This window comes from Streptomyces sp. NPDC052114 (genome assembly GCF_040680155.1).
In the GTDB taxonomy this organism is placed as follows: Bacteria; Actinomycetota; Actinomycetes; order Streptomycetales; family Streptomycetaceae; genus Streptomyces.
This window is the reverse complement of record NZ_JBFAWC010000017.1, coordinates 92,189-113,901: the sequence shown is the minus strand read 5'-3', so window position 1 is coordinate 113,901 and position 21,713 is coordinate 92,189. Positions and strand designations below refer to the sequence as shown.

Below are 21,713 nucleotides of genomic sequence, written 5' to 3'. Positions count from 1 at the left end.
ACGGGGGAGCCTGAACGAAGAGCGGGGAAACGGAGCGGGCCCCGCGACGGCGGGGCCCGCTCCGTTCGGTGTGCTCGCGCTCGGGGCGACTCAGGCGTTCGCCCGCGCCTTGCGGTAGAGCACCGCGCCCGCGAGCAGCGCCCCGGCCCCCACCGGCAGCGCGAGGCCGAGCGGCACCTCGTTGCCCGTCTCCGCGAGGCGCGACGTGCCCGCGGGCTGGGCGACGTTCTGCGTGCCCGGGTGGTTCGGCAGGGCACGGTCGTCCGAGGAGATCGGCTTGTCGGGGTTGTTCGGACTGCCCGGCTTGCCGGGAGTGTTCGGATTCCCCGGCTTCCCCGGCTTCCCGGGGTGATCGGGGTTGCCGGGCTTGCCCGGCTGTTCGGGCTTGCCCGGGTGCTCCGGCTTGCCCGGGTGCTCGGGTCCCGTCGGGGGCTTTCCGCCGGGCGGGGTCACCGAGCCGTCGGAGCCGTTGGCGCAGTCGTTGCCCATGGCCGCGTTGCCGAGGCCGCCGATGGTGACGCTGTTGCCGCAGACGTTGACCGGCGCGTGGACCGGAACCTGCACGTTGTTGCCGGAGCCGACGCCGGGCGAGTCACTGGTGTGACCGTGCGCCTTGGAGCCGCCGCCGGAGGGCTTGTGCGAACCGCCGCCCCCGCCCTGGGAGGAATTGGCGCACTTGTTGCCCATCGCGGGGTTGAGGACCCCGACGACATTCACGGTGTTGCCGCACACGTTGACCGGAGCGTCAACGGGAACCTGGACGGAATTGCCCGACAGTACGCCGGGGGAATTCGAGCTGCTCCCGTTGGCACCCGAGTCCGCGTGTGCGTAGCCACCGGTCACGGCGAGTACGCCGCTCGCGGCCGCCACGGTGATCAGGCCTTTGCGCGTGACCTGTCGCATAGCTGTCCCTGCCTTCTACCTTCCGGAATACGTCCGGGCCCGGTGACCCCGACGTGGAATGCCCGTCGGCCCCGGAGCGCATGGCGCGCGCTCCGGGGCCGAACGGACTCAGACCCTCAAGGGGTGAGGCACAACAACGTCACTTGTTGATGCAGGTGTTGCCGAAGGTGGGGTTCAGCAGCCCGATCACGGAGACCGTGTTGCCGCAGGCGTTCACCGGCACGTGGACGGGCACCTGGATGACGTTGCCCGAGACAACGCCGGGGGACTTCACGGCGGCACCCTGGGCACCGGCGTCGGCAGCGGCGACACCCGCACCAGCGAGCACGAGACCACCAGTGGCAGCCACAGCAGCGACGACCTTCTTGATCATTATTCCTCCTTGTTGGCAATGCAGTCCCAGCCGCGGACTGCATCACCTGTAACGAGGAGAAAGTTATGGGGCTACGAGCCTATGGTTCCTTTCACTCTTTTCAGTCAAGTACGCACGCGCTGACGATTATTGGAGTGTCGTTTCAGCACGCAAAGCGGCTGATGACCGGGCGCTCCCTGGCCGAATCGCGTCAGGACGCGTCGATGAACCGGTCAAGGACCCGGACACCGAACTTCAGGCCGTCCACCGGCACCCGCTCGTCGACGCCGTGGAACATGCCCGCGAAGTCCAGCTCCGGCGGCAGCTTCAGCGGCGCGAAGCCGAAGCCGCGGATGCCGAGGTCGTCGAAGGACTTGGCGTCCGTGCCGGCGGAGAGCATGTACGGCACGGCGCGGGCGATCGGGTCCTCGGCGCGCAGCGCGCTCTGCATGGCGTCGACGAGCGCGCCGTCGAAGGTGGTCTCCAGGGCCTTGTCCGCGTGCACGTCCTCGCGCCGGACGTTCGGGCCGAGGATCCGGTCCAGGTCGGCGAGGAACTCCTGCTCGAAGCCCGGCAGGAAGCGGCCGTCGACGTGCGCGGTGGCCTGCCCGGGGATCACGTTCACCTTGTAACCGGCGCCGAGCTGCGTCGGGTTGGCGGTGTTCTTCAGGGAGGCGCCGATGAGCTTGGCGATGCCGCCGAGCTTGGCGAGCGTCTCGTCCATGTTCTCCGGGTCGAGCTCGGTGCCCAGGGCGTCCCCGAGCTCGTCGAGGAAGTGGCGCAGCGTCTTGGTGACGCGGATCGGCCAGTTGTGGCGCCCCAGGCGCCCGACGGCCTCGGACAGCTCGGTGATCGCGTTGTCCTTGTGGATCATCGAACCGTGACCGGCGGTGCCGTCCACGGTCAGCTTCATCCAGTGCATGCCCTTCTGGGCCGTCTCGACGAGGTAGAGGCGCAGGTTCTCGTTGACGGTGAAGGAGAAGCCGCCGACCTCGCTGATCGCCTCCGTGCACCCCTCGAAGAGGTCGGGGTGGTTGTCGACGAGGTGCCGCGCGCCGTACGTGCCGCCCGCCTCCTCGTCCGCGAGGAAGGCGAGGACGATGTCGCGCGGGGGCTTGCGGCCCGTGCGCAGCCGGTCGCGGACGACCGCGAGGGTCATCGCGTCCATGTCCTTCATGTCGACGGCGCCCCGGCCCCACACGCAGCCGTCCGCGATCTCGCCCGAGAAGGGGTGGTGCGTCCAGTCCGCGGCGTTGGCGGGCACGACGTCCGTGTGGCCGTGGATGAGGAGCGCGGGCCGCGAGGGGTCCTCGCCCTCGATCCTCGCGACGGTGGAGGCCCGGCCGGGGTGGGACTCGAAGATCTTCGGTTCGAGCCCGACCTCGGCGAGCTTCTCCGCGACGTACTCGGCGGCCTTGCGCTCCCCCGGGCCCGAGTGGTCGCCGTAGTTGCTCGTATCGATCTGGATCAGTTCGCGACAGAGGTCGACGACCTCGTCCTCACCGGTGACGGCCTTGCCCGTGCTGGACCCGCTCACGCTGGCTCCTCCCGCATTCGCTGCTGGTGGTCCCCTTCATCCTCTCTCTCCGACGCCACGGGCCCAAGGGCGGGCGGGTGTCGCAATGCGCCGTTCACAGGGGACGGGCGGGGTGATCGAGTACCCCCTGAAGCCTGGTAATGTTCTCTGTGTCGCCGCGGGAAACACCCCGCGAAGACAGACACCTTGTCCGGGTGGCGGAATGGCAGACGCGCTAGCTTGAGGTGCTAGTGCCCTTTATCGGGCGTGGGGGTTCAAGTCCCCCCTCGGACACCAGTAAAGACCCCAGTCATCGACTGGGGTCTTTCGCGTTGGTCCGGCGGGCGGTGGTCCGCGGACCACCGCCCGCCCGCTAGACCGCGGCCCGCAGGGTCAGCGCCATCGTGAGGCCGCCGCCCGGGGTGTCCTCGGCCGTGAGCGTGCCGTCCATCGCCTCCGTGAAGCCGCGGGCGACGGCGAGGCCGAGGCCGACGCCGGCACCCCTGGGCGCGTCGCCGTAGCGCTGGAAGGGTTCGAAGATGCGGTCCTTGGCGCTGTCGGGGACGCCGGGGCCGCGGTCCACGACGCGCAGTTCGACGTGGTCGCCGATGGCGCTGGCCGAGACCAGGACGCGGATGCCGTCGGGGCTGTACTTCACGGCGTTCTCGACGATGTTGGCCACGGCCCGCTCCAGGAGCCCCTTGTCGACGGTGACCATCGGCAGGTTCTCCGGGATGTCCAGGTCGACGCTGTTCTCCGGTACGCCGCCCAGGGCCATCGGGACCACCTCGTCGAGGTCGATCTCGCGGATCAGCGGGTTGACGGTCCCGGTCTGCAGCCGGGACATGTCCAGGAGATTGCCCACCAGGTGTTCCAGCCGGTCCGCGCCGTCCTCGATGCCCTCCAGCAGCTCCGCCTCGTCCTGCGGGGACCACTCCACGTCGTCCGAGCGCAGCGAGGACACCGCCGCCTTGATCCCCGCCAGCGGGGTGCGCAGGTCATGACTGACCGCGGCGAGCAGAGCGGTGCGGATGCGGTTGCCCTCGGCCAGCGTCCGGGCCTGATCCGCCGCGGACTGCAGCCGCTGACGGTCCAGGACCACCGCGGCCTGCGCGGCGAACGCGGCCAGCACCCGCCGGTCCTCGGCCGGCAGCACCCGCCCCGACAGCGCCAGCGCCATGTGATCGCCCACCGGCATGTCCACATCGGCGTCCTCGGGCCGCTTCAGCGCCTGCCCGTCCCCCACACGGCCCGCACAGGTCCACGGATCCGTGTCCCCCGCCCGCTCCAGCAACGCCACCGAATCCATCGCGAACGTCTCCCGCACCCGCTCAAGCAGCGCGTCCAGACTCGTCTCCCCCCGCAGCACAATGCCCGCCAGGAAGGACAGGGTCTCCGCCTCGGCGCGCAGCCGCGCCGCCTGGGCCGTGCGGCGGGCCGCCACATCCACGACGGAGGCCACCGACACCGCGACGCCGATGAAGACCGCGAGGGCCACGATGTTCTTCGGGTCGCTGATGGTGAGCCTGCCGAGGGGCGGCGTGAAGTACCAGTTCAGGAGCAGGGAGCCGAAGCCCGCCGAGACGAGTGCGGGCCAGGCGCCGCCGAGCAGCGCGGCCGCGACGGTCAGCGACAGATACAGCAGCATGTCGTTGGCGAGGCCCACACCGGGTGCCCAGGTGCTGAGCAGGAAGGTGAGCAGCACCGGTCCCCCGACGCCGATCAGCCAGCCGGCGAGGCTGCGGGCGCGGCCGAGCCGGGCGCTGCGGGACGCCGGGAGACCGCGGCCCGTGCCGACCGCGTCGTGCGTGACGAGGTGGGCGTCGAGGTCGGGGCCCGACTCGCGGGCCACGGTCGCGCCGACGCCGGGCCCGAAGACGTACTGCCAGCTCTTGCGGCGGGAGACGCCGAGGACGATCTGGGTGGCGTTGACGCCGCGCGCGAAGTCGAGCAGCGCGGACGGTATGTCGTCGCCGATGACGTGGTGGAAGGTGCCGCCGAGGTCCTCGACCAGGGTGCGCTGGACGGCGAGTTCCTTCGGCGAGGCCGAGGTGAGGCCGTCGCTGCGGGATATGTAGACGGCGAGGACCTCGCCGCCCGCGCCCTTCTCCGCGAGGCGGGCGGCGCGGCGCAGCAGGGTGCTGCCCTCGGGGCCGCCGGTCAGGCCGACGACGATGCGCTCGCGCGAGCCCCAGATCCTCTTCACGCGGTGCTCGGCGCGGTACTCGGTGAGGTACTCGTCGACGCGGTCGGCGGTCCACAGGAGCGCCAGCTCGCGCAGGGCGGTGAGGTTGCCCGGCCGGAAGTACTTCGAGAGGGCCGCGTCGACCTTGTCGGGCTTGTAGATGTTGCCGTGGGCCATGCGGCGGCGCAGCGCCTGGGGCGACATGTCGACCAGCTCGATCTGGTCGGCGCGGCGCACCACCTCGTCCGGGACGGTCTCCTTCTGCCGGACGCCGGTGATCGACTCGACGACGTCGCCGAGGGACTCCAGGTGCTGGATGTTGGTGGTGGAGATGACGTCGATGCCGGCGGCGAGGAGTTCCTCGACGTCCTGCCAGCGCTTGGCGTTGCGCGAGCCGGGGACGTTGGTGTGCGGGAGTTCGTCGACGAGGGCGACCGCGGGGCGGCGGGCGAGGACCGCGTCGAGGTCCATCTCCGTGAAGAGGGCGCCGCGGTACTCCAGTTCCCTGCGCGGGACGACTTCGAGGCCGTGCAGCATCACCTCGGTGCGCGGCCGGTCGTGGTGCTCCACGAACGCGACCACGCAGTCGGTGCCGCGCTCGACGCGACGGTGTGCCTCGGAGAGCATCGCGTACGTCTTGCCGACGCCCGGTGCCGAGCCGAGATAGATCCGGAGTGTGCCGCGTGCCATGGGTGCGTGTGTCCGTCCGCAGGGTGGTCAGCTCTCGAAGCGGTATCCCATACCCGGTTCCGTGATGAGGTACCGGGGGTGGGAGGGATCCGCTTCCAGCTTGCGTCTCAACTGGGCCATGTAGACCCGCAGATAGTTGGTCTTGGTGCCGTGGGACGGTCCCCAGACGTCGAGCAGCAGCCGGCGCTGGGTGATGAGCCGTCCGGGGTGGCATATGAGTATTTCGAGGAGCTGCCACTCGGTGGGGGTCAGGCGTACGTCGCGGCCGGCGCGGGTGACCCGCTTGGCGACCAGGTCGACGGTGAACTCGTCGGTGGTGACCACGACGCTCTCGTGGGCGGCCGGGGCGGCTTCGGTGCGGCGGACGGCGGCACGCAGCCGGGCGAGGAGTTCGTCCATGCTGAACGGCTTGGTGATGTAGTCGTCGGCGCCCGCGTCGAGCGCCGCGACCTTCTCGTCGGAGGCGCGCCGGGCGGTGAGGACGAGGACGGGCACGCGGGTCCAGCCGCGCAGGGCCTTCAGTACGTCGATGCCGTCCATGTCGGGCAGGCCCAGGTCGAGGAGGATGACGTCCGGCTGCCGGGCGGCGGCCAGGCGCAGCGCGGTGGCCCCGTCGGGGGCCGCGTCCACGCCGTACTTGCGCGCCTGCAAGTTGATCACGAGCGCCCGTACGAGCTGTGCGTCGTCCTCCACCACCAGCACCCGGGTCATCGGTGCGCGGCCTTCCTTGTCGTCGTGTCCGCGGGAGCCGGCGGGCCCGGTCGTGTCCCGGGGCCGCCGGCTCCCGCCGGTCGGGGTTAAGCCCATCAGCCCTTCTCGGTCAGTTCCTTGAGGGCGACGTTGAGCTGGAGGACGTTGACGCGGGGCTCGCCGATGAAGCCGAGGATCCGCCCGTCGGTGTGCTCGTCGACCAGCTTCTGGACCTGCCGGACGCCCAGGTGGTTCTTCTCCGCGACGCGGCGGACCTGGAGGTCGGCGTACTGGGGGGAGATGTGCGGGTCGAGGCCCGAGCCGGAGGAGGTGACGGCCTCGGCGGGCACCTCGGAGGGCTTGATCTCGTGGCCCGCGGTGGAGTTGTCCTCGATGACGGCCGCCTTGGCGTCCTTCACCTGCTTGATCAGGTCCTTGTTGTCGCCGGAGAGGTTGGTGGCGCCGGACAGGAGCAGCTTGTACTGGGTGTTGACGCTGTTCTCGCCCAGGCCGTTGGAGGGGCGCGGCTGGAACCACTTGAGGTCCGGCTCGGCCGTCTCCTGGCCCTTCTTCAGCGGCAGGTCGTAGCGCTGGCCGATGAGTTCGGAGCCGACGACCTTGCCGTCCGCCGTCACCTCGGAGCCGTTGGCCTTGTCGTTGAAGAGGGCCTGGGCGACGCCGGTCACCGCGAGCGGGTAGAGGACGCCGCAGATCACGGTGAGGACCAGCAGGGCGCGCAGGCCGGCGCCGATCAACCGGGCGGTGTTTCCTACGGAGTTGTTCATGACCACGTCACCCAATGCCGGGGATGAGAGAGAGGAGTACGTCGATAACCTTGATGCCGATGAACGGGGCGACGAGCCCGCCCAGGCCGTAGATGCCGAGGTTGCGCCGGAGCATCCGGTCCGCGCTCATCGGCCGGTAGCGCACGCCCTTCAGCGCGAGCGGCACGAGCGCGATGATGATCAGCGCGTTGAAGATGACCGCGGAGAGGATCGCGGACTCGGGCGACGACAGGCCCATGATGTTGAGCTTGTCCAGCGACGGATAGGCGACCGCGAACATCGCGGGGATGATCGCGAAGTACTTCGCCACGTCGTTGGCGATCGAGAAGGTGGTCAGGGCTCCTCGGGTGATGAGGAGTTGCTTGCCGATCTCGACGATCTCGATGAGCTTGGTGGGGTTGGAGTCCAGGTCCACCATGTTCCCGGCCTCCTTGGCGGCCGAGGTGCCGGTGTTCATGGCCACGCCGACGTCGGCCTGGGCGAGCGCGGGGGCGTCGTTCGTGCCGTCACCGGTCATCGCGACGAGCTTGCCGCCGGCCTGCTCGCGCTTGATCAGCGCCATCTTGTCCTCGGGCGTGGCCTCGGCGAGGAAGTCGTCCACGCCCGCCTCGTCCGCGATCGCCTTGGCGGTCAGCGGGTTGTCGCCCGTGATCATGACGGTCTTGATGCCCATGCGGCGCAGCTCGTCGAACCGCTCGCGCATGCCCTCCTTGACGACGTCCTTGAGGTGGATCACCCCGAGGACCCGGGCGCCGTCGGCGTCCTCCAGAGCCACGAGCAGCGGCGTGCCGCCGGCCTGGGAGATCCGGTCGTTGAGCTCCTGCGCGTCCTCGGCGACCTCGCCACCGCGTTCCTTGACCCAGGCGACGACCGAACCGGTCGCGCCCTTGCGCACCTTGCGGCCGTCCACGTCCACGCCCGACATGCGGGTCTGCGCGGTGAACGGCACCCACTCGGCGCCGGTCAGCTCGCCCTGGTGGCGCTCGCGCAGGCCGTACTTCTCCTTGGCGAGGACGACGATGGAGCGGCCCTCGGGCGTCTCGTCGGCCAGCGAGGAGAGCTGCGCGGCGTCCGCGACCTCGGCCTCGGTGGTGCCGCGCACCGGCACGAACTCGGCGGCCTGGCGGTTTCCGAGGGTGATGGTGCCGGTCTTGTCGAGCAGCAGCGTGGACACGTCGCCCGCGGCCTCGACGGCCCGTCCGGACATGGCGAGGACGTTGCGCTGGACCAGGCGGTCCATGCCGGCGATGCCGATGGCGGAGAGCAGGGCGCCGATGGTCGTCGGGATCAGGCAGACGAGCAGCGCGGTCAGCACGATCATCGAGGTCTGGTCGTCGGCCCCGGCGTAGATCGCGAAGGGCTTGAGGGTGACGACGGCCAGCAGGAAGACGATGGTGAGGGACGCCAGGAGGATGTTCAGGGCGATCTCGTTGGGCGTCTTCTGGCGGGCCGCGCCCTCGACCAGGTTGATCATGCGGTCGATGAACGTCTCGCCGGGCTTCGTCGTGATCTTGATGACGATGCGGTCGGAGAGGACCTTCGTGCCGCCGGTGACGGCCGAGCGGTCGCCGCCCGACTCCCGGATGACGGGGGCCGATTCGCCGGTGATCGCGGACTCGTCGACGGACGCGACGCCCTCGACGACGTCACCGTCGCCGGGGATGATGTCGCCCGCCTCGCAGACCACCAGGTCGCCGATGCGCAGCTCGGTGCCGGGCACCGACTCCTCGGTGGATCCGGTCAGGCGGCGGGCGACGGTGTCGGTCTTGGCCTTGCGCAGGGTGTCGGCCTGCGCCTTGCCGCGGCCCTCGGCCACGGCCTCGGCGAGGTTGGCGAAGACGTTGGTGAGCCAGAGCCAGGCGGCGATCGCCCAGCCGAACCAGTCGGTCGGGTCCTTGACCGCGAGCACGGTGGTGACCACCGAGCCGATCAGGACGACGAACATGACCGGCGACTTGACCATGACGCGCGGGTCCAGCTTGCGGACGGCGTCCGGCAGGGACTTCAGCAGCTGGGCGGGGTCGAAGAGGCCCGCGCCGACCTTGCCGTCGTCGGCCGGCTTGTGGCCGGTGGGGACGTCCTGGTGGGGGGCGCGGGTCGCGGTCGCGACCGCTCCCCCGTCCCGGTCGTCCGTGTCGTTCTTGTGGGTGTGTGTGCTCATGACGCCAGCCCCTCGGCAAGCGGTCCCAGCGCCAGGGCGGGGAAGTAGGTGAGACCGGTGATGATCATGATGGTGCCGACCAGCAGGCCGGTGAACAGCGGCTTCTCGGTACGCAGGGTGCCCGCGGTGGCCGGGATCGGCTTCTGCTCGGCGAGCGATCCGGCGAGCGCGAGGACGAACACCATCGGCAGGAAGCGGCCGAGCAGCATGGCGAGGCCGATCGTGGTGTTGAACCAGTTCGTGTCCGCGCTCAGACCGCCGAAGGCCGAGCCGTTGTTGTTGGCTCCGGAGGTGAAGGCGTACAGGATCTCGGAGAAGCCGTGGGCCCCGGAGTTGAGCATCGAGTCCTTGGGCGTGGGCAGCGCCATCGACACCGCGGTGAAGCCGAGGACGAGCGCCGGCGTGACCAGGATGTAGCAGGCCGCCAGCTTGATCTCGCGGGTGCCGATCTTCTTGCCCAGGTACTCCGGCGTACGGCCGACCATCAGGCCCGCGATGAACACCGCGATGATCGCCATGATCAGCATGCCGTAGAGACCGGAGCCGGTGCCGCCGGGGGCGATCTCGCCGAGCTGCATGCCCAGCATCTCGATGCCGCCGCCGAAGCCGGTGTAGGAGGAGTGGAAGGAGTTCACGGCGCCCGTGGAGGTGAGCGTGGTGGCCACCGCGAAGATCGACGAGCCGCCGATGCCGAAGCGGGTCTCCTTGCCCTCCATCGCGCCGCCGGCCAGGTCGAACGCCGGGCCGCCGTGGTGGAACTCGGTCCACATCATCAGCGCGGTGAAGCCGATCCAGATCGTCGCCATCGTGGCGAGGATCGCGTAGCCCTGCTTGACCGAGCCGACCATCCTGCCGAAGGTCCGGGTCAGCGCGAAGGGGATCACGAGGATCAGGAAGATCTCGAAGAGGTTCGAGATCCCGTTGGGGTTCTCGAAGGGGTGCGCGGAGTTGGCGTTGAAGTAGCCGCCGCCGTTCGTGCCCAGCTCCTTGATGACCTCCTGCGAGGCCACCGCGCCGCCGTTCCACTGCTGGCTGCCGCCCGTGAACTGGCCGACCTCGTGGATGCCGGCGAAGTTCTGGAGGGCGCCGCAGGCGACCAGGACGAGCGCGCCGACGACGGCGATGGGCAGCAGGATGCGGACGGTGCCGCGCACCAGGTCGGCCCAGAAGTTGCCGAGCTCACCGGTGCGGGAGCGGGCGAAGCCGCGGACCAGGGCCACCGCCACGGCGATCCCCACGGCCGCCGAGACGAAGTTCTGCACCGCGAGGCCGCCGGTCTGCACGACGTGGCCCATGGCCTGCTCGCCGGAGTACGACTGCCAGTTGGTGTTGGCCACGAACGAGGCCGCGGTGTTGAAGGCCTGGTCCGGGTCGATGGCCTTGAAGCCGAGCGAGCCGGGCAGCGAGCCCTGCAGGCGCTGCAACAGGTAGAGGAAGAGGACACCGACCGCGGAGAAGGCGAGGACACCGCGCAGGTAGGCGGGCCAGCGCATCTCGGTGTCGGGGTTGGCGCCGATGGCCTTGTAGATCCACTTCTCGGCGCGCAGGTGCTTGTGCGAGCCGTAGACGCGGGCCATGTAGTCGCCGAGCGGCCGGTAGGCCAGGGCGAGGGCCGCTATCAGGGCGAGCAGCTGGAGCACACCAGCAAGGACGGGGCTCATATCCGTACTCAGAACCTCTCCGGGAAGACGAGGGCGAGGACGAGATAGCCCAGGAGGGCGACGGCCACGACGAGGCCGACGATGTTCTCGGCGGTCACAGCTTGGTCACCCCCTTGGCGACAAGTGCCACCAGCGCGAAGACCGCGATCGTGGTGACGACGAAGGCCACGTCGGCCATCGTGAGCTCCTGAAGGACGTGGAGTGGATGGGGGAAGTGCTTGAACTGACGATTAGAGGAAAGCGCCCTTTCGGCCGGATCCGGCCGCCGTTGACGTCCTCCATACGGCGCCGTGGGGGCTCTTGACGCCTCCCTGACGAGCGGGCTTCCCGGCGCCGGTGCGGACCGCTCAGGTGAGCCGGATGCGCAGGCGGCAGATCACCGCGTCGGTGGTGCCGCGCACCGCGTGCGCCACCACGGCGCCGCGCTGGTTCTGCAGGATCCGCTGCCAGGCGTGGGCCGGCTCGACCTCGGGGATCAGGACGGTGACGCGCGTGCCGGGCCGGTCGGCCTCGATCCGGCGTACGTACGCGGCGATGGGGCGGCCCAGCGTGCGGCGGTCGCAGGGCAGGCGGACCAGGTCCACGCCCGGGTCCCACAGCGCCCAGTCCCGCTCCAGGGCCTCGACCTGGGCGCGGTCCTCGGCGTCGGTGTGGCAGACGGTCACCGCGCGCACCTCGTCGCCCAGGGAGACGGCGGCGGTCAGCGCCTCGCTGGTCAGCCGGGACAGGGAGGAGACGGGGACGACGACCAGGGAGGGGACGCGGTGCGGGCACGCGGGGACGCGGCCGAGGCCGAGGCGCTCGCCGATCCGCGTGTAGGCGCGGTGGACGGTCTCGAAGGCGGCGACCAGCAGGGGCAGGGCGACCACGATCAGCCAGGCGCCGTCGTGGAACTTGGTGGCGGTGACGACGACGGCGCTGGCGCCGGTCAGGACCGCTCCCAGGCCGTTGAGGAGGGCCTTGCCGAGCCACCTGGGTCCCCGCTCGCGGCGCCAGTGCAGGACCATGCCGGTCTGCGCGATCGTGAAGCCGACGAAGACGCCGATCGCGAAGAGCGGGACGAGGGTGTTGGTGTCGCCGCCGGAGAAGACGAGGAGGGCGGCGGAGATCCCGGCGAGGGTGAGGACGCCGTGCCGGTGGACCTGGCGGTCGGCCTTGAGGGCGAAGACGTGCGGCAGGAAGTTGTCGCGGGCGAGCAGCTTGAGGAGTACGGGCAGGCCGCCGAAGGAGGTGTTCGCGGAGAGGGCCAGCAGGATCATCGTGGCGAACTGGATGACGTAGAAGGCCGCGTTGTGCCCGAATGAGGCGTCGGCGAGCTGGGCGAGGACGGTGACGCCCTCGACGGGCTGGAGGTGGAAGCGGGAGATGAGCACCGCGAGGCCGATCAGCATGACGCCGAGCACGGCGCCGAGGGCGACCTCCGCGTGCTGGGCGCGCCGGGCGCGCGGGGCGCGGAAGGACGGTACGGCGTTGGCGATGGCCTCGACGCCGGTGAGCGCGGAGCAGCCGGAGGCGAAGGCCTTCAGCAGGAGCAGGGCGCCGACGGTGGTGGCGTTGTCCGCGACGACCGAGGCGTGGCCCTGGGCGGCCTCGGTGCCGACCGGCGCGGAGCGGAAGAGGCCGACGACGACGAGGGTGAGCATCGAGAGCACGAAGACGGCGGTGGGGGCGATGAAGGCCCGCGCCGAGTCGACGATGCCGCGCAGGTTGACCCCGGTGATCAGGACGAGGACGGCCAGGCAGATCCAGAGCCGGTCGCCGTACAGCCCGGGGAAGGCGGAGGTGAGGGCGGCGACGCCGGCGGTGACGGCGACCGCGACGTTCAGGACGTAGTCGAGGACCAGCGAGGCGGCGGCGACCAGGCTGGTGCGGCGGCCGAGGTGGGTCTTGGCCACGGCGTAGGAGCCGCCGCCGTCGGGGAAGGCCGCGATCACCTGGCGGTAGGAGGCGACGAGGACGGCGAGGAGGGCGGCGATGGCGAGGGTGACCGGCAGGGTGAAGCCGAGTCCGTGGCCGCCGGCGGCGGCCAGGACCAGGACGATCGCCTCGGGGCCGTACGCGACGGAGGCCATGGCGTCCAGGGACAGCGCGGCCAGGCCCGTGACGGCGGTGAGGCGGTGGCGTTCACCGGCGTCCGGAGGGTCCTCGTCGACGGCGGCGGCGCCCGGCTCGGTGGTCAGGACGGACATGGTCGTACTCCTTCGGGGCCCCGGATTTCCGGGGCGGACGGCCCCGGCGCGTCGGGCGGTGGGAGGCGACGGGCCGGGGCGGACGGACCGGGCGTCCGGGGCGGGCGGCCCGTCGGCGGGCCGCCGCACTCGGACCGGTCGTGGGCAGGTGCGCCCAGGTTCTGTCCGGTTCTGGTCGGCACAGCGCGTTCCTTGCGCGTTCTTCGCGCGCAACGGCCCGGTCTTCACGCACTTTTGACGGCCCGGGGCCACGATGGGCGCATGAGTGCGAAGTCCCCCCGCCGGCTGCGCGCCTGGCTCCTCGACGGGCTCACCGAGCGGACGTCACGGCACCAGGGGCCGCACGGCACCCCGCCCGCCGAGCACCGGGGCCACGCCTGGTGGCGCGTCATGTGCCTGACCGGCGTGGACTACTTCTCCACGCTCGGCTACCAGCCCGGCATCGCGGCGCTGGCGGCCGGACTGCTCTCCCCGCTCGCCACGCTCGTGCTGATCGCGCTCACCCTGCTCGGCGCGCTGCCGGTCTACCGCCGCGTCGCCCACGAGTCCCCGCACGGCGAGGGCTCCATCCACATGCTGGAGCGGCTGCTGCCCTGGTGGTCGGGGAAGATCTTCGTCCTGGTGCTGCTCGGCTTCGCCGCCACGGACTTCATCATCACCATCACCCTGTCGGCGGCCGACGCCTCCGCGCACGTGCTGGAGAACCCCTTCGCCCCGCACTGGCTGGAGGGCGAACGGGTCCTGATCACCCTCGTCCTGATCGCCGCGCTCGGCGCGGTCTTCCTCAAGGGCTTCCGGGAGGCGATCGGTGTCGCGGTGGCGCTCGTCGGCGTCTTCCTCACGCTCAACCTCGTGGTCGTCGCCACCGCGGTCTGGCTGGTGCTCAGCGAGCCGGTGCACGTCGAGGACTGGTGGAGCGCGATGACCGCCGAGCACTCCTCGCCGTTCGTGATGGTCGGCGTGGCGCTGCTGGTCTTCCCGAAGCTGGCGCTCGGCATGTCGGGCTTCGAGACCGGTGTCGCGGTGATGCCGCAGGTGCGGGGCGACGCGTCGGACACGTACGAGAAGCCCGCCGGGCGCATCCGTGACACCCGCAAGCTGCTGACCACGGCGGCCGTCGTCATGAGCTGCTTCCTGCTGCTCTCCAGCCTGGCCACGACGATCCTGATCCCGCAGGACGACTTCAAGAGCGGCGGCCCGGCCAACGGGCGGGCCCTCGCCTATCTCGCGCACGCGCACCTGGGCGAGGTCTTCGGGACCGTCTACGACGTATCGACGATCGCGATCCTGTGGTTCGCGGGCGCCTCGGCGCTCGCCGGGCTGCTCAACATCGTGCCGCGCTATCTGCCGCGGTACGGCATGGCGCCCGAGTGGACGCGGGCGGTGCGGCCGCTGGTCCTGGTGTTCATGGCGATCGCGGTCGCCATCACGCTGTGGTTCGACGCGGACGTCGACGCGCAGAGCGGCGCGTACGCCACCGGTGTCCTCGTCCTGATGCTCTCCGCGGCCTTCGCCTCGACCGTGGCCGTGCACCACCGGGGCCACCGCGGGGCCGCCCTCGGCTTCGGGCTGATCACCGCGGTGTTCGCGTACACCCTGGTGGCGAACGTCGTGGAGCGCCCCGACGGCATCAAGATCGCGGCGCTGTTCATCGTCGCCATCGTGCTCACCTCGTTCGCCTCTCGGGTGCGCCGCGCCTTCGAACTGCGCTCGGCGGGCGTGGTGTTCGACGAGGAGGCGCTGCGGCTGATCGACGAGGTCGCCGCGGCGGGCCCGGTGCGGATCATCGCCAACGAACCGCAGGAGCACAGCACCGCCGAGTACCGCGCCAAGGAGTACAGCCAGCGCGAGCAGACGCACATCCCCGGCGGCAAGCCCGTGCTCTTCCTGGAGGTCTTCGTCCGCGACTCCTCCGACTTCACCGCCGAGCTGACGGTCCACGGAGACCGCAAGCACGGCGCGCGGCGGCTGCGCGCCACCGGACCCGGCGTGCCCAACACCATCGCCGCCGTCCTCCTGGAGATCCGCGACCGCACGGGACGGCTGCCGCACGCCTACTTCAACTGGACCGAGGGCAACCCGCTCGGACACCTGCTGCGCTTCCTCGTCTTCGGCGACGGCGAGGTCGCGCCGGTCACCCGCGAGGTGCTGCGCCGCACGGAGCAGGACCCGGCGCGCCGGCCGCGGGTGCACGTCGGCTGACCCCGCGCCCCTCAGGGGCCGGACGGCGCGCAGGGCAGCGACAGGACCATCGTGAGGCCGCCGCCCGGGGTGTCCTCCGGGGTGAGCGTGCCGTCCATCGCCTCGGTCAGCCCTCGCGAGAGGGCGAGGCCGAGCCCGAGCCCGGCGCTGTTGTCGGTGTCGCCGAGGCGCTGGAACGGTTCGAAGAGCCGCTCCCGGCCGGCCGCGGGAAGCCCGGGTCCCCGGTCGACGACACGCACCTCGACGCGGCCCGCCAGCGCGCTCGCCGAGATCATGACCGGCTCGTGGGGCGGCGCGTGGCGGGCGGCGTTGCCCGTCAGGTTGGCGATGACGCGCTCCAGGAGCGGTGGGTCGGCGAGGACGTCGGGAATCCTCGCGAGGTCGTCCGGGCCGGGTACCCGGACGCCGGGGCCGCCCTGCGGCAGTGAGTCGAGGGCGGGCGCGAGGACCTCTTGGAGTCCGGTGGGCCGCAGCGTGAGGGTGAGCGCGCCGGCCTGCAGCCGGCTCAGGTCGAGGAGGTTCTCCACCAGGCGGTCCAGCTTGGCGAGGGACTCGTCGGCGGTGGCGAGCAGCGCGTCGCGGTCCTCCGCGCTGAAGTCCACGTCGCGGCTGCGCAGCGAGGTGACGGCGGCCCAGCCCGCGGCGAGCGGGGTGCGCAGGTCGTGGCCGACGGCCCGCAGGAGCGCGGTGCGCATCCGGTCGGCGGCCTTGACCGGCTCGACCTCGGCGGCGGCCTCGGCGAGCCGGGCGCGCGCCACGGCGGCGCCCACGTGCGCGGCGAAGGCGGCGAGGACGCGGCGCTCGGAGGAGGGCAGCGTCCGGCCGCGCAGCACGAGGAAGGAGCCGGTGCCGACGGGCACGGCGACCAGGGTGCCGTCGCTTGCGGGGAGTTCGTCGACGAGCTCGGCGCTGTCCATGCCGAAGGTCTCTCTCGTCCGTTCGAGGAGCGCGGGGATGGCGTGGTCGCCGCGGACGATGCTGCCCGCGAGCGACGACATCGTCTCGGCCTCCGCGGTGGCCCGTGCCGAGCGCCGCGACAGGCGCAGCGAGCGGTCGACGACGGCGGCCACGGTGGCCGCGACGACGGCGAACACACCGAGCGCCACCATGCTGTTGGGGTCGCCGAGGGTGAAGTGCCCGATCGGCGGCATGAACCAGTAGTTGAGCAGCAGGGAGGCGGTGACCGAGGCGATCACGGCGGAGGCGACGCCGCCGATGCAGGCCACGCCGACCACGGTGAGCAGGAACAGCAGCGCCTCGCTGGTGAGGTTCAGCGGCTCGCGCAGCCGGTCCAGGGCGAGGGTCAGGAGCACGGGCAGGACGAGCCCGGCGACGGGGCCCGCGACGAGGCGGGAGGCGGGCAGCGTGCGGCGGCGCGAGGGCAGCAGCCTGCCGCGGCCCGCGCGTTCGTGGGTGACCATGTGGACGTCGATGTCGCCGGAGAGCGCCACGACGGTCTCGCCGATGCCGCTGCCGGTCAGGAAGCGCTCCAGGCGGCCGCGTCTGCTGGTGCCGAGGACGAGCTGCGTGGCGTTCTCCGCTCGGGCGAACTCGACCAGGGCGGTGGGGACGTGGTCGCCGACGACCGAGTGGTAGCTGCCGCCGAGGCTCTCGACGAGGCGGCGCTGGCGGACGAGGGCGGCGTGCGAGGCGCCGGCGGCGAGGCCGTCGCTGCGGGCCACGTGCACGGCGAGCAGGTCGCCCCCGGAGTGCGGGGTGCCGAGGGTGCGGGAGAGGTCGCCGATGCGGGCGGCGCGGCGGATGAGCGTCTCGCCCTCGGGGCCGCCGGTCAGGGCGACGACGACCCGCTCCCTGGCCTCCCAGACGCCCTCGACGCCCTGTTCGCGGCGGTAGTGGCGCAGCCTCTCGTCGACGTGTCCGGCCAGCCAGCGCAGGGCCAGTTCGCGCAGCGCGGTGAGGTTGCCGGGCCGGAAGGAGTGGGCGAGGGCCGCGTCGACGTCCTCGGGGGCGTGGATGTCGCCGTGGGCCATGCGGCGGCGCAGCGCCTCGGGCGCGATGTCCACGAGCTCGATCTGGTCGGCGCGGCGCACCACGCGGTCGGGGACGGTCTCGGCCACGGGTACGCCGGTGATCTTCTCGACGACGTCGCTGAGGGAGTCCAGGTGGCGGATGTCGAGGGCGGTGAGGACGTCGATGCCGGCCGCGAGGAGTTCCTCGACGTCCTGCCAGCGCCGGGGGTTGCGGCCGGCGCCGGGGGTGTTGGTGTGGGCGAGCTCGTCGACGACGGCGAGGTCCGGGCGGCGGGCGAGGAGGGCGGCCAGGTCCAGCTCCCCCTCTCCGTCGCCCCGTCCGCCGGGGGCGGGCGGCAGGACCTCCAGGCCCGCGAGCATGCCGCGCGTGTGCGGGCGGTCGTGGCACACCGCGAGGCCGACGACCACGTCGGCGCCCCGGGCCGCCCTGCGATGTGCCTCGTCGAGCATGCGGTGGGTCTTGCCGACGCCGGGCGCCGACCCCAGACAGACCTTCAGCTTTCCGGGTCGTACGTCACTCATGGCTCCGGCGCTCAACTCCTGGGTCCGCGGGGCTCTTTCCCGGGGCGGACGCCCTTGGGGAGAGTGCCCCACCGGCCCCCGGGGCGGCCGCCCGGGACACCGGCCTTGACGGGGCCCTGGCGTCCCGGGCGGGGACTTTGACGGCGCCCTGACGTGGGCGGGGTGCCGCGCCCGGGCGTGGGGCGCCGCTAGGACCGCAGTTCGGCGAGGCGCGCGAGGGTGTCGCGGACCGACTCCCGCTCCCCATCGGTGAGTTGGAGGGCCTCGGCCTGACCGAGGAAGCGTCCGGCCAGGTCGTCGTCGCCGAGCCGCTGGGCGATGTCGCCGCGCAGGACGAGCAGACGCAGGTGCTGCTCGGGGGTGGGCCGCTCGTCCGTGAGGCCGAGGGCCCGGTCGATGATCTTCGCGGCGCCCGGCAGGTCCTCCTTGGAGTCGGCGAACAGGTCGGCCAGATGGAGCGCGCGGGCGAAGGTCCCCTTGGGGACGGGCCGGTGCGACGGATCCTCGCTGATCGGCTGCCCGACGCGGATGCTGTTGCCGCCGGGGTCGGTCATCAGGAACTGCCGCACGCCGTAGGACATGTCCTTGAGCGGGCCTATCCGGGGCAACCCGCGGCTGGGGATCCTGCCGTACGCCGCCTTGAGGCCCGCGCGGAAGGCGGTGTGCAGCGCCTCGACGTCGTCCGTGAGGACGTAGCACCCGGAGTAGGACTCCTTGGGGTCGTAGTTCTTCATGCCGAAGAACTGCAGCTCGACGGCGCCGCGTTCGACGACGGCGTACGGATAGGGGCTCTTCTGGAGGAAGGTCGTCTCGAAGCCCAGCGCGGTGTAGAAGTCGACCACCGGCTGGATCGTCTGGCACGGCAGGAGCGGAATGGTTGTCTCGGCCATGCGGGCCAGTCTAGTCAAATTTGAGTAGAAGCGCCTACGGGATAAGTCGGCCCGGCCGCGCACCTCCCGGCCGCGCCCCGCCCGCTCACGGCCAGTCCGCTCACGAGCCACCCGCTCACGGCCCGCCCGGCCGCGTCCCCCTCACGACCGCGGCCGGGCGGCCGTCGTCCCCCGTGCCGATCAGTCTGCGGGGCCACGAACACCGGTTCGGTACGCGTTGACGCCGCCCTGACGCCGTTCTCCGCACCCTTGACGAGGGCTTGACGCGGTGCGCACGGCCTCCGTAAGAGAGCCGCAAATACCCCTCGCCACCTGGGATTCGACGGCTCCCGGAGCCTTAGATTCCCCCGCATGCTGCCCCCCGCACCCACGGCACCCGCCGCCCCCGGCTCCCCGCCCGCCCCCGCCCCCGCCGCCCCGCGCCCGGCGCGACGCCGCCGCCCCGCCGGACTCTTCGAACCCCGCCAGCTGCTCGCCGCCTTCCCCGAGGCGGTGCGGAAGCTGCATCCGCGCGCGCTGGTGCGCAACCCCGTGCTGTTCGTCGTCGCCGTCGGCGCCGTGCTCACCACGCTCTCCGCGGTGCTGCACCCCGCCGTCTTCACCTGGGTCATCGGCGGCTGGCTCTGGCTGACCGTCGTCTTCGCCAACCTCGCCGAGGCCGTCGCCGAGGGCCGCGGCCGGGCGCAGGCGGCCTCCCTGCGCAAGGCCCGCACGGACACGGTGGCGCTGCGCCTGCGCGACAACTGGCGGGTCGGCACGGACCTCGACCGCGCCACGACGGAGGCCGTGGCCGCCGCCGAACTCCAGCCCTTCGACTTCGTGCTCGTCGGGGCGGGCGAGGCCATCCCCGCCGACGGCGAGGTCGTCGAGGGCGTCGCCGCGGTCGACGAGTCGGCCGTCACCGGTGAATCGGCGCCCGTCGTACGGGAGTCGGGCGGCGACCGCAGCGGCACGACGGTGCTGTCCGACCGGATCGTCGTACGGGTCACCTCACGGCCCGGCAACTCGTTCCTGGACCGGATGATCGCCCTCGTCGAGGGCGCGGCCCGGCAGAAGACGCCGAACGAGATAGCCCTCAACATCCTGCTCGCCGCGCTCACCGTGGTCTTCGTCCTGGTGGTCGTCTCGCTCCAGCCGATGGCCGCATACGCCGGGGCGGCCCAGTCGACGACCGTCCTGGTCGCCCTGCTCGTCACGCTCATCCCGACGACGATCGGCGCGCTCCTGTCGGCGATCGGCATCGCGGGCATGGACCGGCTCGTGCAGCGCAACGTCCTCGCGATGAGCGGGCGCGCGGTGGAGGCCGCGGGCGACGTCGACACGCTGCTGCTCGACAAGACCGGCACCATCACCCTCGGCAACCGCGAGGCCGCCGCGTTCGTGCCCCTGCCCGGCATCGACGAACTGGCGCTGGCCGACGCCGCCCAGCTCTCCTCGCTGGCCGACGAGACGCCCGAGGGCCGCTCCGTCGTCGTCCTCGCGAAGAACCGGTACGGCCTGCGGGAGCCGGTGGACGGCGAGCTGGGCCGGGCACGGTTCGTGGAGTTCAGCGCGCGGACGCGCATGAGCGGTGTCGACCTGCGCTGGGACAACGGCGCGAGCCGCTCGATCCGCAAGGGCGCGGCCGCCCAGGTGATCGGGTGGGTGCAGATGTACGGCGGGCACGTGCCGCCCGAGGCGCGGGCGTACTCCGACGCGATCGCGCAGTCGGGCGGGACGCCGCTGCTGGTCGCGGCGCACGACTGGGAGGGGCCGCGCGTGCTGGGCGCGATCCACCTCAAGGACGTCGTCAAGGACGGCATCCGCGAGCGCTTCGCCGAGCTGCGCCGCATGGGCATCCGTACCGTGATGATCACCGGCGACAATCCGCTCACCGCCCGCGCCATCGCCCAGGAGGCGGGCGTGGACGACTACTTGGCCGAGGCCACGCCCGAGGACAAGATGGCGCTGATCAAGCGCGAGCAGGCCGGCGGCAAGCTCGTCGCGATGACCGGTGACGGCACGAACGACGCCCCCGCGCTCGCCCAGGCCGACGTCGGCGTGGCCATGAACACCGGCACCTCGGCCGCCAAGGAGGCCGGGAACATGGTGGACCTGGACTCCAACCCCACCAAACTCATCGAGATCGTCGAGATCGGCAAGCAACTCCTCATCACCCGAGGAGCCCTGACCACCTTCTCGATCACCAACGACGTCGCGAAGTACTTCGCGATCATCCCCGCGATGTTCGCCGGGGCGTATCCGGGCCTGGAGGCGCTGAACGTCATGGGCCTGCACAGCCCGACCTCGGCGATCACCTCGGCGATCATCTTCAACGCGCTGATCATCGTCGCGCTGATCCCGCTGGCCCTGCGCGGCGTCCGTTACGTCCCGGCCTCCGCGCACGACCTGCTGCGCCGCAACCTCGCCGTGTTCGGCCTGGGCGGGCTGATCGCGCCGTTCGCCGGCATCAAGCTGATCGATCTGCTGATCTCGACGGTTCCCGGGCTCGCGTGACCGGCCGGTCCAGGGCCGGAGCCGGGCGCGTCAGAGCCGCAGCGCATGCCCCGTCGTCGCGTCCACATGGTCCGGCACCTCGTCGTGGCGGTCGCCGACCGTCGAGGTGCCGGTGGGCTCGAAGAGGAGGATCCGGGCGCCGTCCGGGGCGTACGGCCGGTGCTCGGTGCCGCGCGGAACCGTGAAGACCGAGCCCCGCGGGAGGGTGACCCTGCGCTCCCCCGCCGGTTCGCGCAGGTCGATGTGGAGTTCGCCGCCGAGCACCAGGAAGAACTCGTCGGTGTCGTCGTGGACGTGCCAGACGTGCTCGCCCTCGACCTTGGCGACGCGTACGTCGTAGTCGTTGACGGAGGCGACGACGCGGGGGCTCCACAGGGCGTCGAAGGAGGCGAGGGCGTCGGCGAGGGCAAGGGGTTCGCGGTGTGTGGCTGCGCTGGTCATGGAACGATCCTCGGCCGTGACCGGCACCCCGCGTGAGTG

15 protein-coding genes and 1 tRNA gene are annotated in these 21,713 nt (G+C 71.7%); 3 read left to right on the top strand and 13 right to left on the bottom strand.

Going from position 1 to position 21,713, the window contains the following annotated elements; genetic code table 11:
• Positions 1-90 precede the first annotated feature (90 nt).
• The 3 genes from AB0L89_RS31800 to AB0L89_RS31790 all read right to left on the bottom strand — a co-directional run bounded on the left by AB0L89_RS31800 (position 91) and on the right by AB0L89_RS31790 (position 2,792).
• Positions 91-903 (bottom strand): chaplin family protein, encoded by an 813-nt coding sequence (locus AB0L89_RS31800; RefSeq protein WP_365148660.1) that lies wholly within the window; start codon positions 901-903, stop codon positions 91-93.
• Positions 904-1,042: 139 nt separating this feature from the next.
• On the bottom strand, positions 1,043-1,276 hold the full coding sequence (locus AB0L89_RS31795) for a chaplin (protein ID WP_055702555.1): 234 nt from the start codon (positions 1,274-1,276) through the stop codon (positions 1,043-1,045).
• A 190-nt stretch (positions 1,277-1,466) separates the two neighbouring features.
• The gene (locus tag AB0L89_RS31790; RefSeq protein ID WP_365148658.1) at positions 1,467-2,792 is read right to left on the bottom strand and encodes a M20/M25/M40 family metallo-hydrolase; all 1,326 of its coding nucleotides are present in this window, start codon (positions 2,790-2,792) and stop codon (positions 1,467-1,469) included.
• A 188-nt stretch (positions 2,793-2,980) separates the two neighbouring features.
• Between AB0L89_RS31790 and AB0L89_RS31785 the strand changes: the two genes are divergently transcribed.
• Positions 2,981-3,068: transfer RNA gene (locus AB0L89_RS31785), tRNA-Leu, on the top strand.
• A 76-nt stretch (positions 3,069-3,144) separates the two neighbouring features.
• Here AB0L89_RS31785 and AB0L89_RS31780 read toward each other — a convergent pair.
• The 7 genes from AB0L89_RS31780 to AB0L89_RS31750 all read right to left on the bottom strand — a co-directional run bounded on the left by AB0L89_RS31780 (position 3,145) and on the right by AB0L89_RS31750 (position 13,132).
• Entirely contained in the window at positions 3,145-5,646 is a 2,502-nt protein-coding gene (locus AB0L89_RS31780; RefSeq protein ID WP_365148655.1) for a sensor histidine kinase KdpD, read from the bottom strand.
• A 27-nt stretch (positions 5,647-5,673) separates the two neighbouring features.
• Entirely contained in the window at positions 5,674-6,357 is a 684-nt protein-coding gene (locus tag AB0L89_RS31775) for a response regulator (RefSeq protein ID WP_365148652.1), read from the bottom strand.
• A gap of 95 nt (positions 6,358-6,452) precedes the next feature.
• The gene (locus tag AB0L89_RS31770; protein ID WP_365148649.1) at positions 6,453-7,121 is read right to left on the bottom strand and encodes a potassium-transporting ATPase subunit C; all 669 of its coding nucleotides are present in this window, start codon (positions 7,119-7,121) and stop codon (positions 6,453-6,455) included.
• A 7-nt stretch (positions 7,122-7,128) separates the two neighbouring features.
• Positions 7,129-9,282 (bottom strand): potassium-transporting ATPase subunit KdpB, encoded by a 2,154-nt coding sequence (kdpB, locus tag AB0L89_RS31765; protein WP_365148646.1) that lies wholly within the window; start codon positions 9,280-9,282, stop codon positions 7,129-7,131.
• Complete coding sequence (kdpA, locus tag AB0L89_RS31760; RefSeq protein ID WP_365148643.1) at positions 9,279-10,943, bottom strand: potassium-transporting ATPase subunit KdpA; 1,665 nt, start codon at positions 10,941-10,943, stop codon at positions 9,279-9,281. The genes kdpB (AB0L89_RS31765) and kdpA overlap by 4 nt, the downstream gene beginning before the upstream one ends.
• 8 nt (positions 10,944-10,951) lie before the next feature.
• On the bottom strand, positions 10,952-11,041 hold the full coding sequence (kdpF, locus tag AB0L89_RS31755) for a K(+)-transporting ATPase subunit F (RefSeq protein ID WP_033264828.1): 90 nt from the start codon (positions 11,039-11,041) through the stop codon (positions 10,952-10,954).
• A 249-nt stretch (positions 11,042-11,290) separates the two neighbouring features.
• The gene (locus tag AB0L89_RS31750) at positions 11,291-13,132 is read right to left on the bottom strand and encodes an APC family permease (RefSeq protein ID WP_365148639.1); all 1,842 of its coding nucleotides are present in this window, start codon (positions 13,130-13,132) and stop codon (positions 11,291-11,293) included.
• Positions 13,133-13,393: 261 nt separating this feature from the next.
• On the opposite strand from AB0L89_RS31750, the gene AB0L89_RS31745 reads away from it, so the two are divergent.
• Positions 13,394-15,334 (top strand): amino acid transporter, encoded by a 1,941-nt coding sequence (locus tag AB0L89_RS31745; protein WP_365148636.1) that lies wholly within the window; start codon positions 13,394-13,396, stop codon positions 15,332-15,334.
• Between the two features lie 11 nt (positions 15,335-15,345).
• On the opposite strand, the gene AB0L89_RS31740 is transcribed toward AB0L89_RS31745, so the two are convergent.
• Positions 15,346-17,847, bottom strand: coding sequence for an ATP-binding protein (locus tag AB0L89_RS31740; protein WP_365148633.1), 2,502 nt, complete (start codon positions 17,845-17,847; stop codon positions 15,346-15,348).
• Positions 17,848-18,035: 188 nt separating this feature from the next.
• Positions 18,036-18,737, bottom strand: coding sequence for a VOC family protein (locus AB0L89_RS31735; RefSeq protein ID WP_365148630.1), 702 nt, complete (start codon positions 18,735-18,737; stop codon positions 18,036-18,038).
• 351 nt (positions 18,738-19,088) lie between these two features.
• On the opposite strand from AB0L89_RS31735, the gene kdpB (AB0L89_RS31730) reads away from it, so the two are divergent.
• The gene (gene kdpB, locus AB0L89_RS31730; RefSeq protein ID WP_365148627.1) at positions 19,089-21,233 is read left to right on the top strand and encodes a potassium-transporting ATPase subunit KdpB; all 2,145 of its coding nucleotides are present in this window, start codon (positions 19,089-19,091) and stop codon (positions 21,231-21,233) included.
• Positions 21,234-21,263: 30 nt separating this feature from the next.
• Here kdpB (AB0L89_RS31730) and AB0L89_RS31725 read toward each other — a convergent pair whose 3' ends face one another.
• A complete protein-coding gene (locus tag AB0L89_RS31725; RefSeq protein WP_365148624.1) occupies positions 21,264-21,674 on the bottom strand; it encodes a cupin domain-containing protein in 411 nt (136 codons plus the stop codon).
• Between the last annotated feature and the right edge of the window lie 39 nt (positions 21,675-21,713).

Coding starts and splice junctions, on each gene's coding strand:
- AB0L89_RS31800 (WP_365148660.1), bottom strand. CDS start 903: ATGCGACAGGTCACGCGCAAAGGCCTGATCACCGTGGCGGCCGCGAGC.
- AB0L89_RS31795 (WP_055702555.1), bottom strand. CDS start 1,276: ATGATCAAGAAGGTCGTCGCTGCTGTGGCTGCCACTGGTGGTCTCGTG.
- AB0L89_RS31780 (WP_365148655.1), bottom strand. CDS start 5,646: ATGGCACGCGGCACACTCCGGATCTATCTCGGCTCGGCACCGGGCGTC.
- AB0L89_RS31775 (WP_365148652.1), bottom strand. CDS start 6,357: ATGACCCGGGTGCTGGTGGTGGAGGACGACGCACAGCTCGTACGGGCG.
- AB0L89_RS31770 (WP_365148649.1), bottom strand. CDS start 7,121: ATGAACAACTCCGTAGGAAACACCGCCCGGTTGATCGGCGCCGGCCTG.
- kdpB (WP_365148646.1), bottom strand. CDS start 9,282: ATGAGCACACACACCCACAAGAACGACACGGACGACCGGGACGGGGGA.
- kdpA (WP_365148643.1), bottom strand. CDS start 10,943: ATGAGCCCCGTCCTTGCTGGTGTGCTCCAGCTGCTCGCCCTGATAGCG.
- AB0L89_RS31750 (WP_365148639.1), bottom strand. CDS start 13,132: ATGTCCGTCCTGACCACCGAGCCGGGCGCCGCCGCCGTCGACGAGGAC.
- AB0L89_RS31745 (WP_365148636.1), top strand. CDS start 13,394: ATGAGTGCGAAGTCCCCCCGCCGGCTGCGCGCCTGGCTCCTCGACGGG.
- AB0L89_RS31740 (WP_365148633.1), bottom strand. CDS start 17,847: ATGAGTGACGTACGACCCGGAAAGCTGAAGGTCTGTCTGGGGTCGGCG.
- AB0L89_RS31735 (WP_365148630.1), bottom strand. CDS start 18,737: ATGGCCGAGACAACCATTCCGCTCCTGCCGTGCCAGACGATCCAGCCG.
- kdpB (WP_365148627.1), top strand. CDS start 19,089: ATGCTGCCCCCCGCACCCACGGCACCCGCCGCCCCCGGCTCCCCGCCC.
- AB0L89_RS31725 (WP_365148624.1), bottom strand. CDS start 21,674: ATGACCAGCGCAGCCACACACCGCGAACCCCTTGCCCTCGCCGACGCC.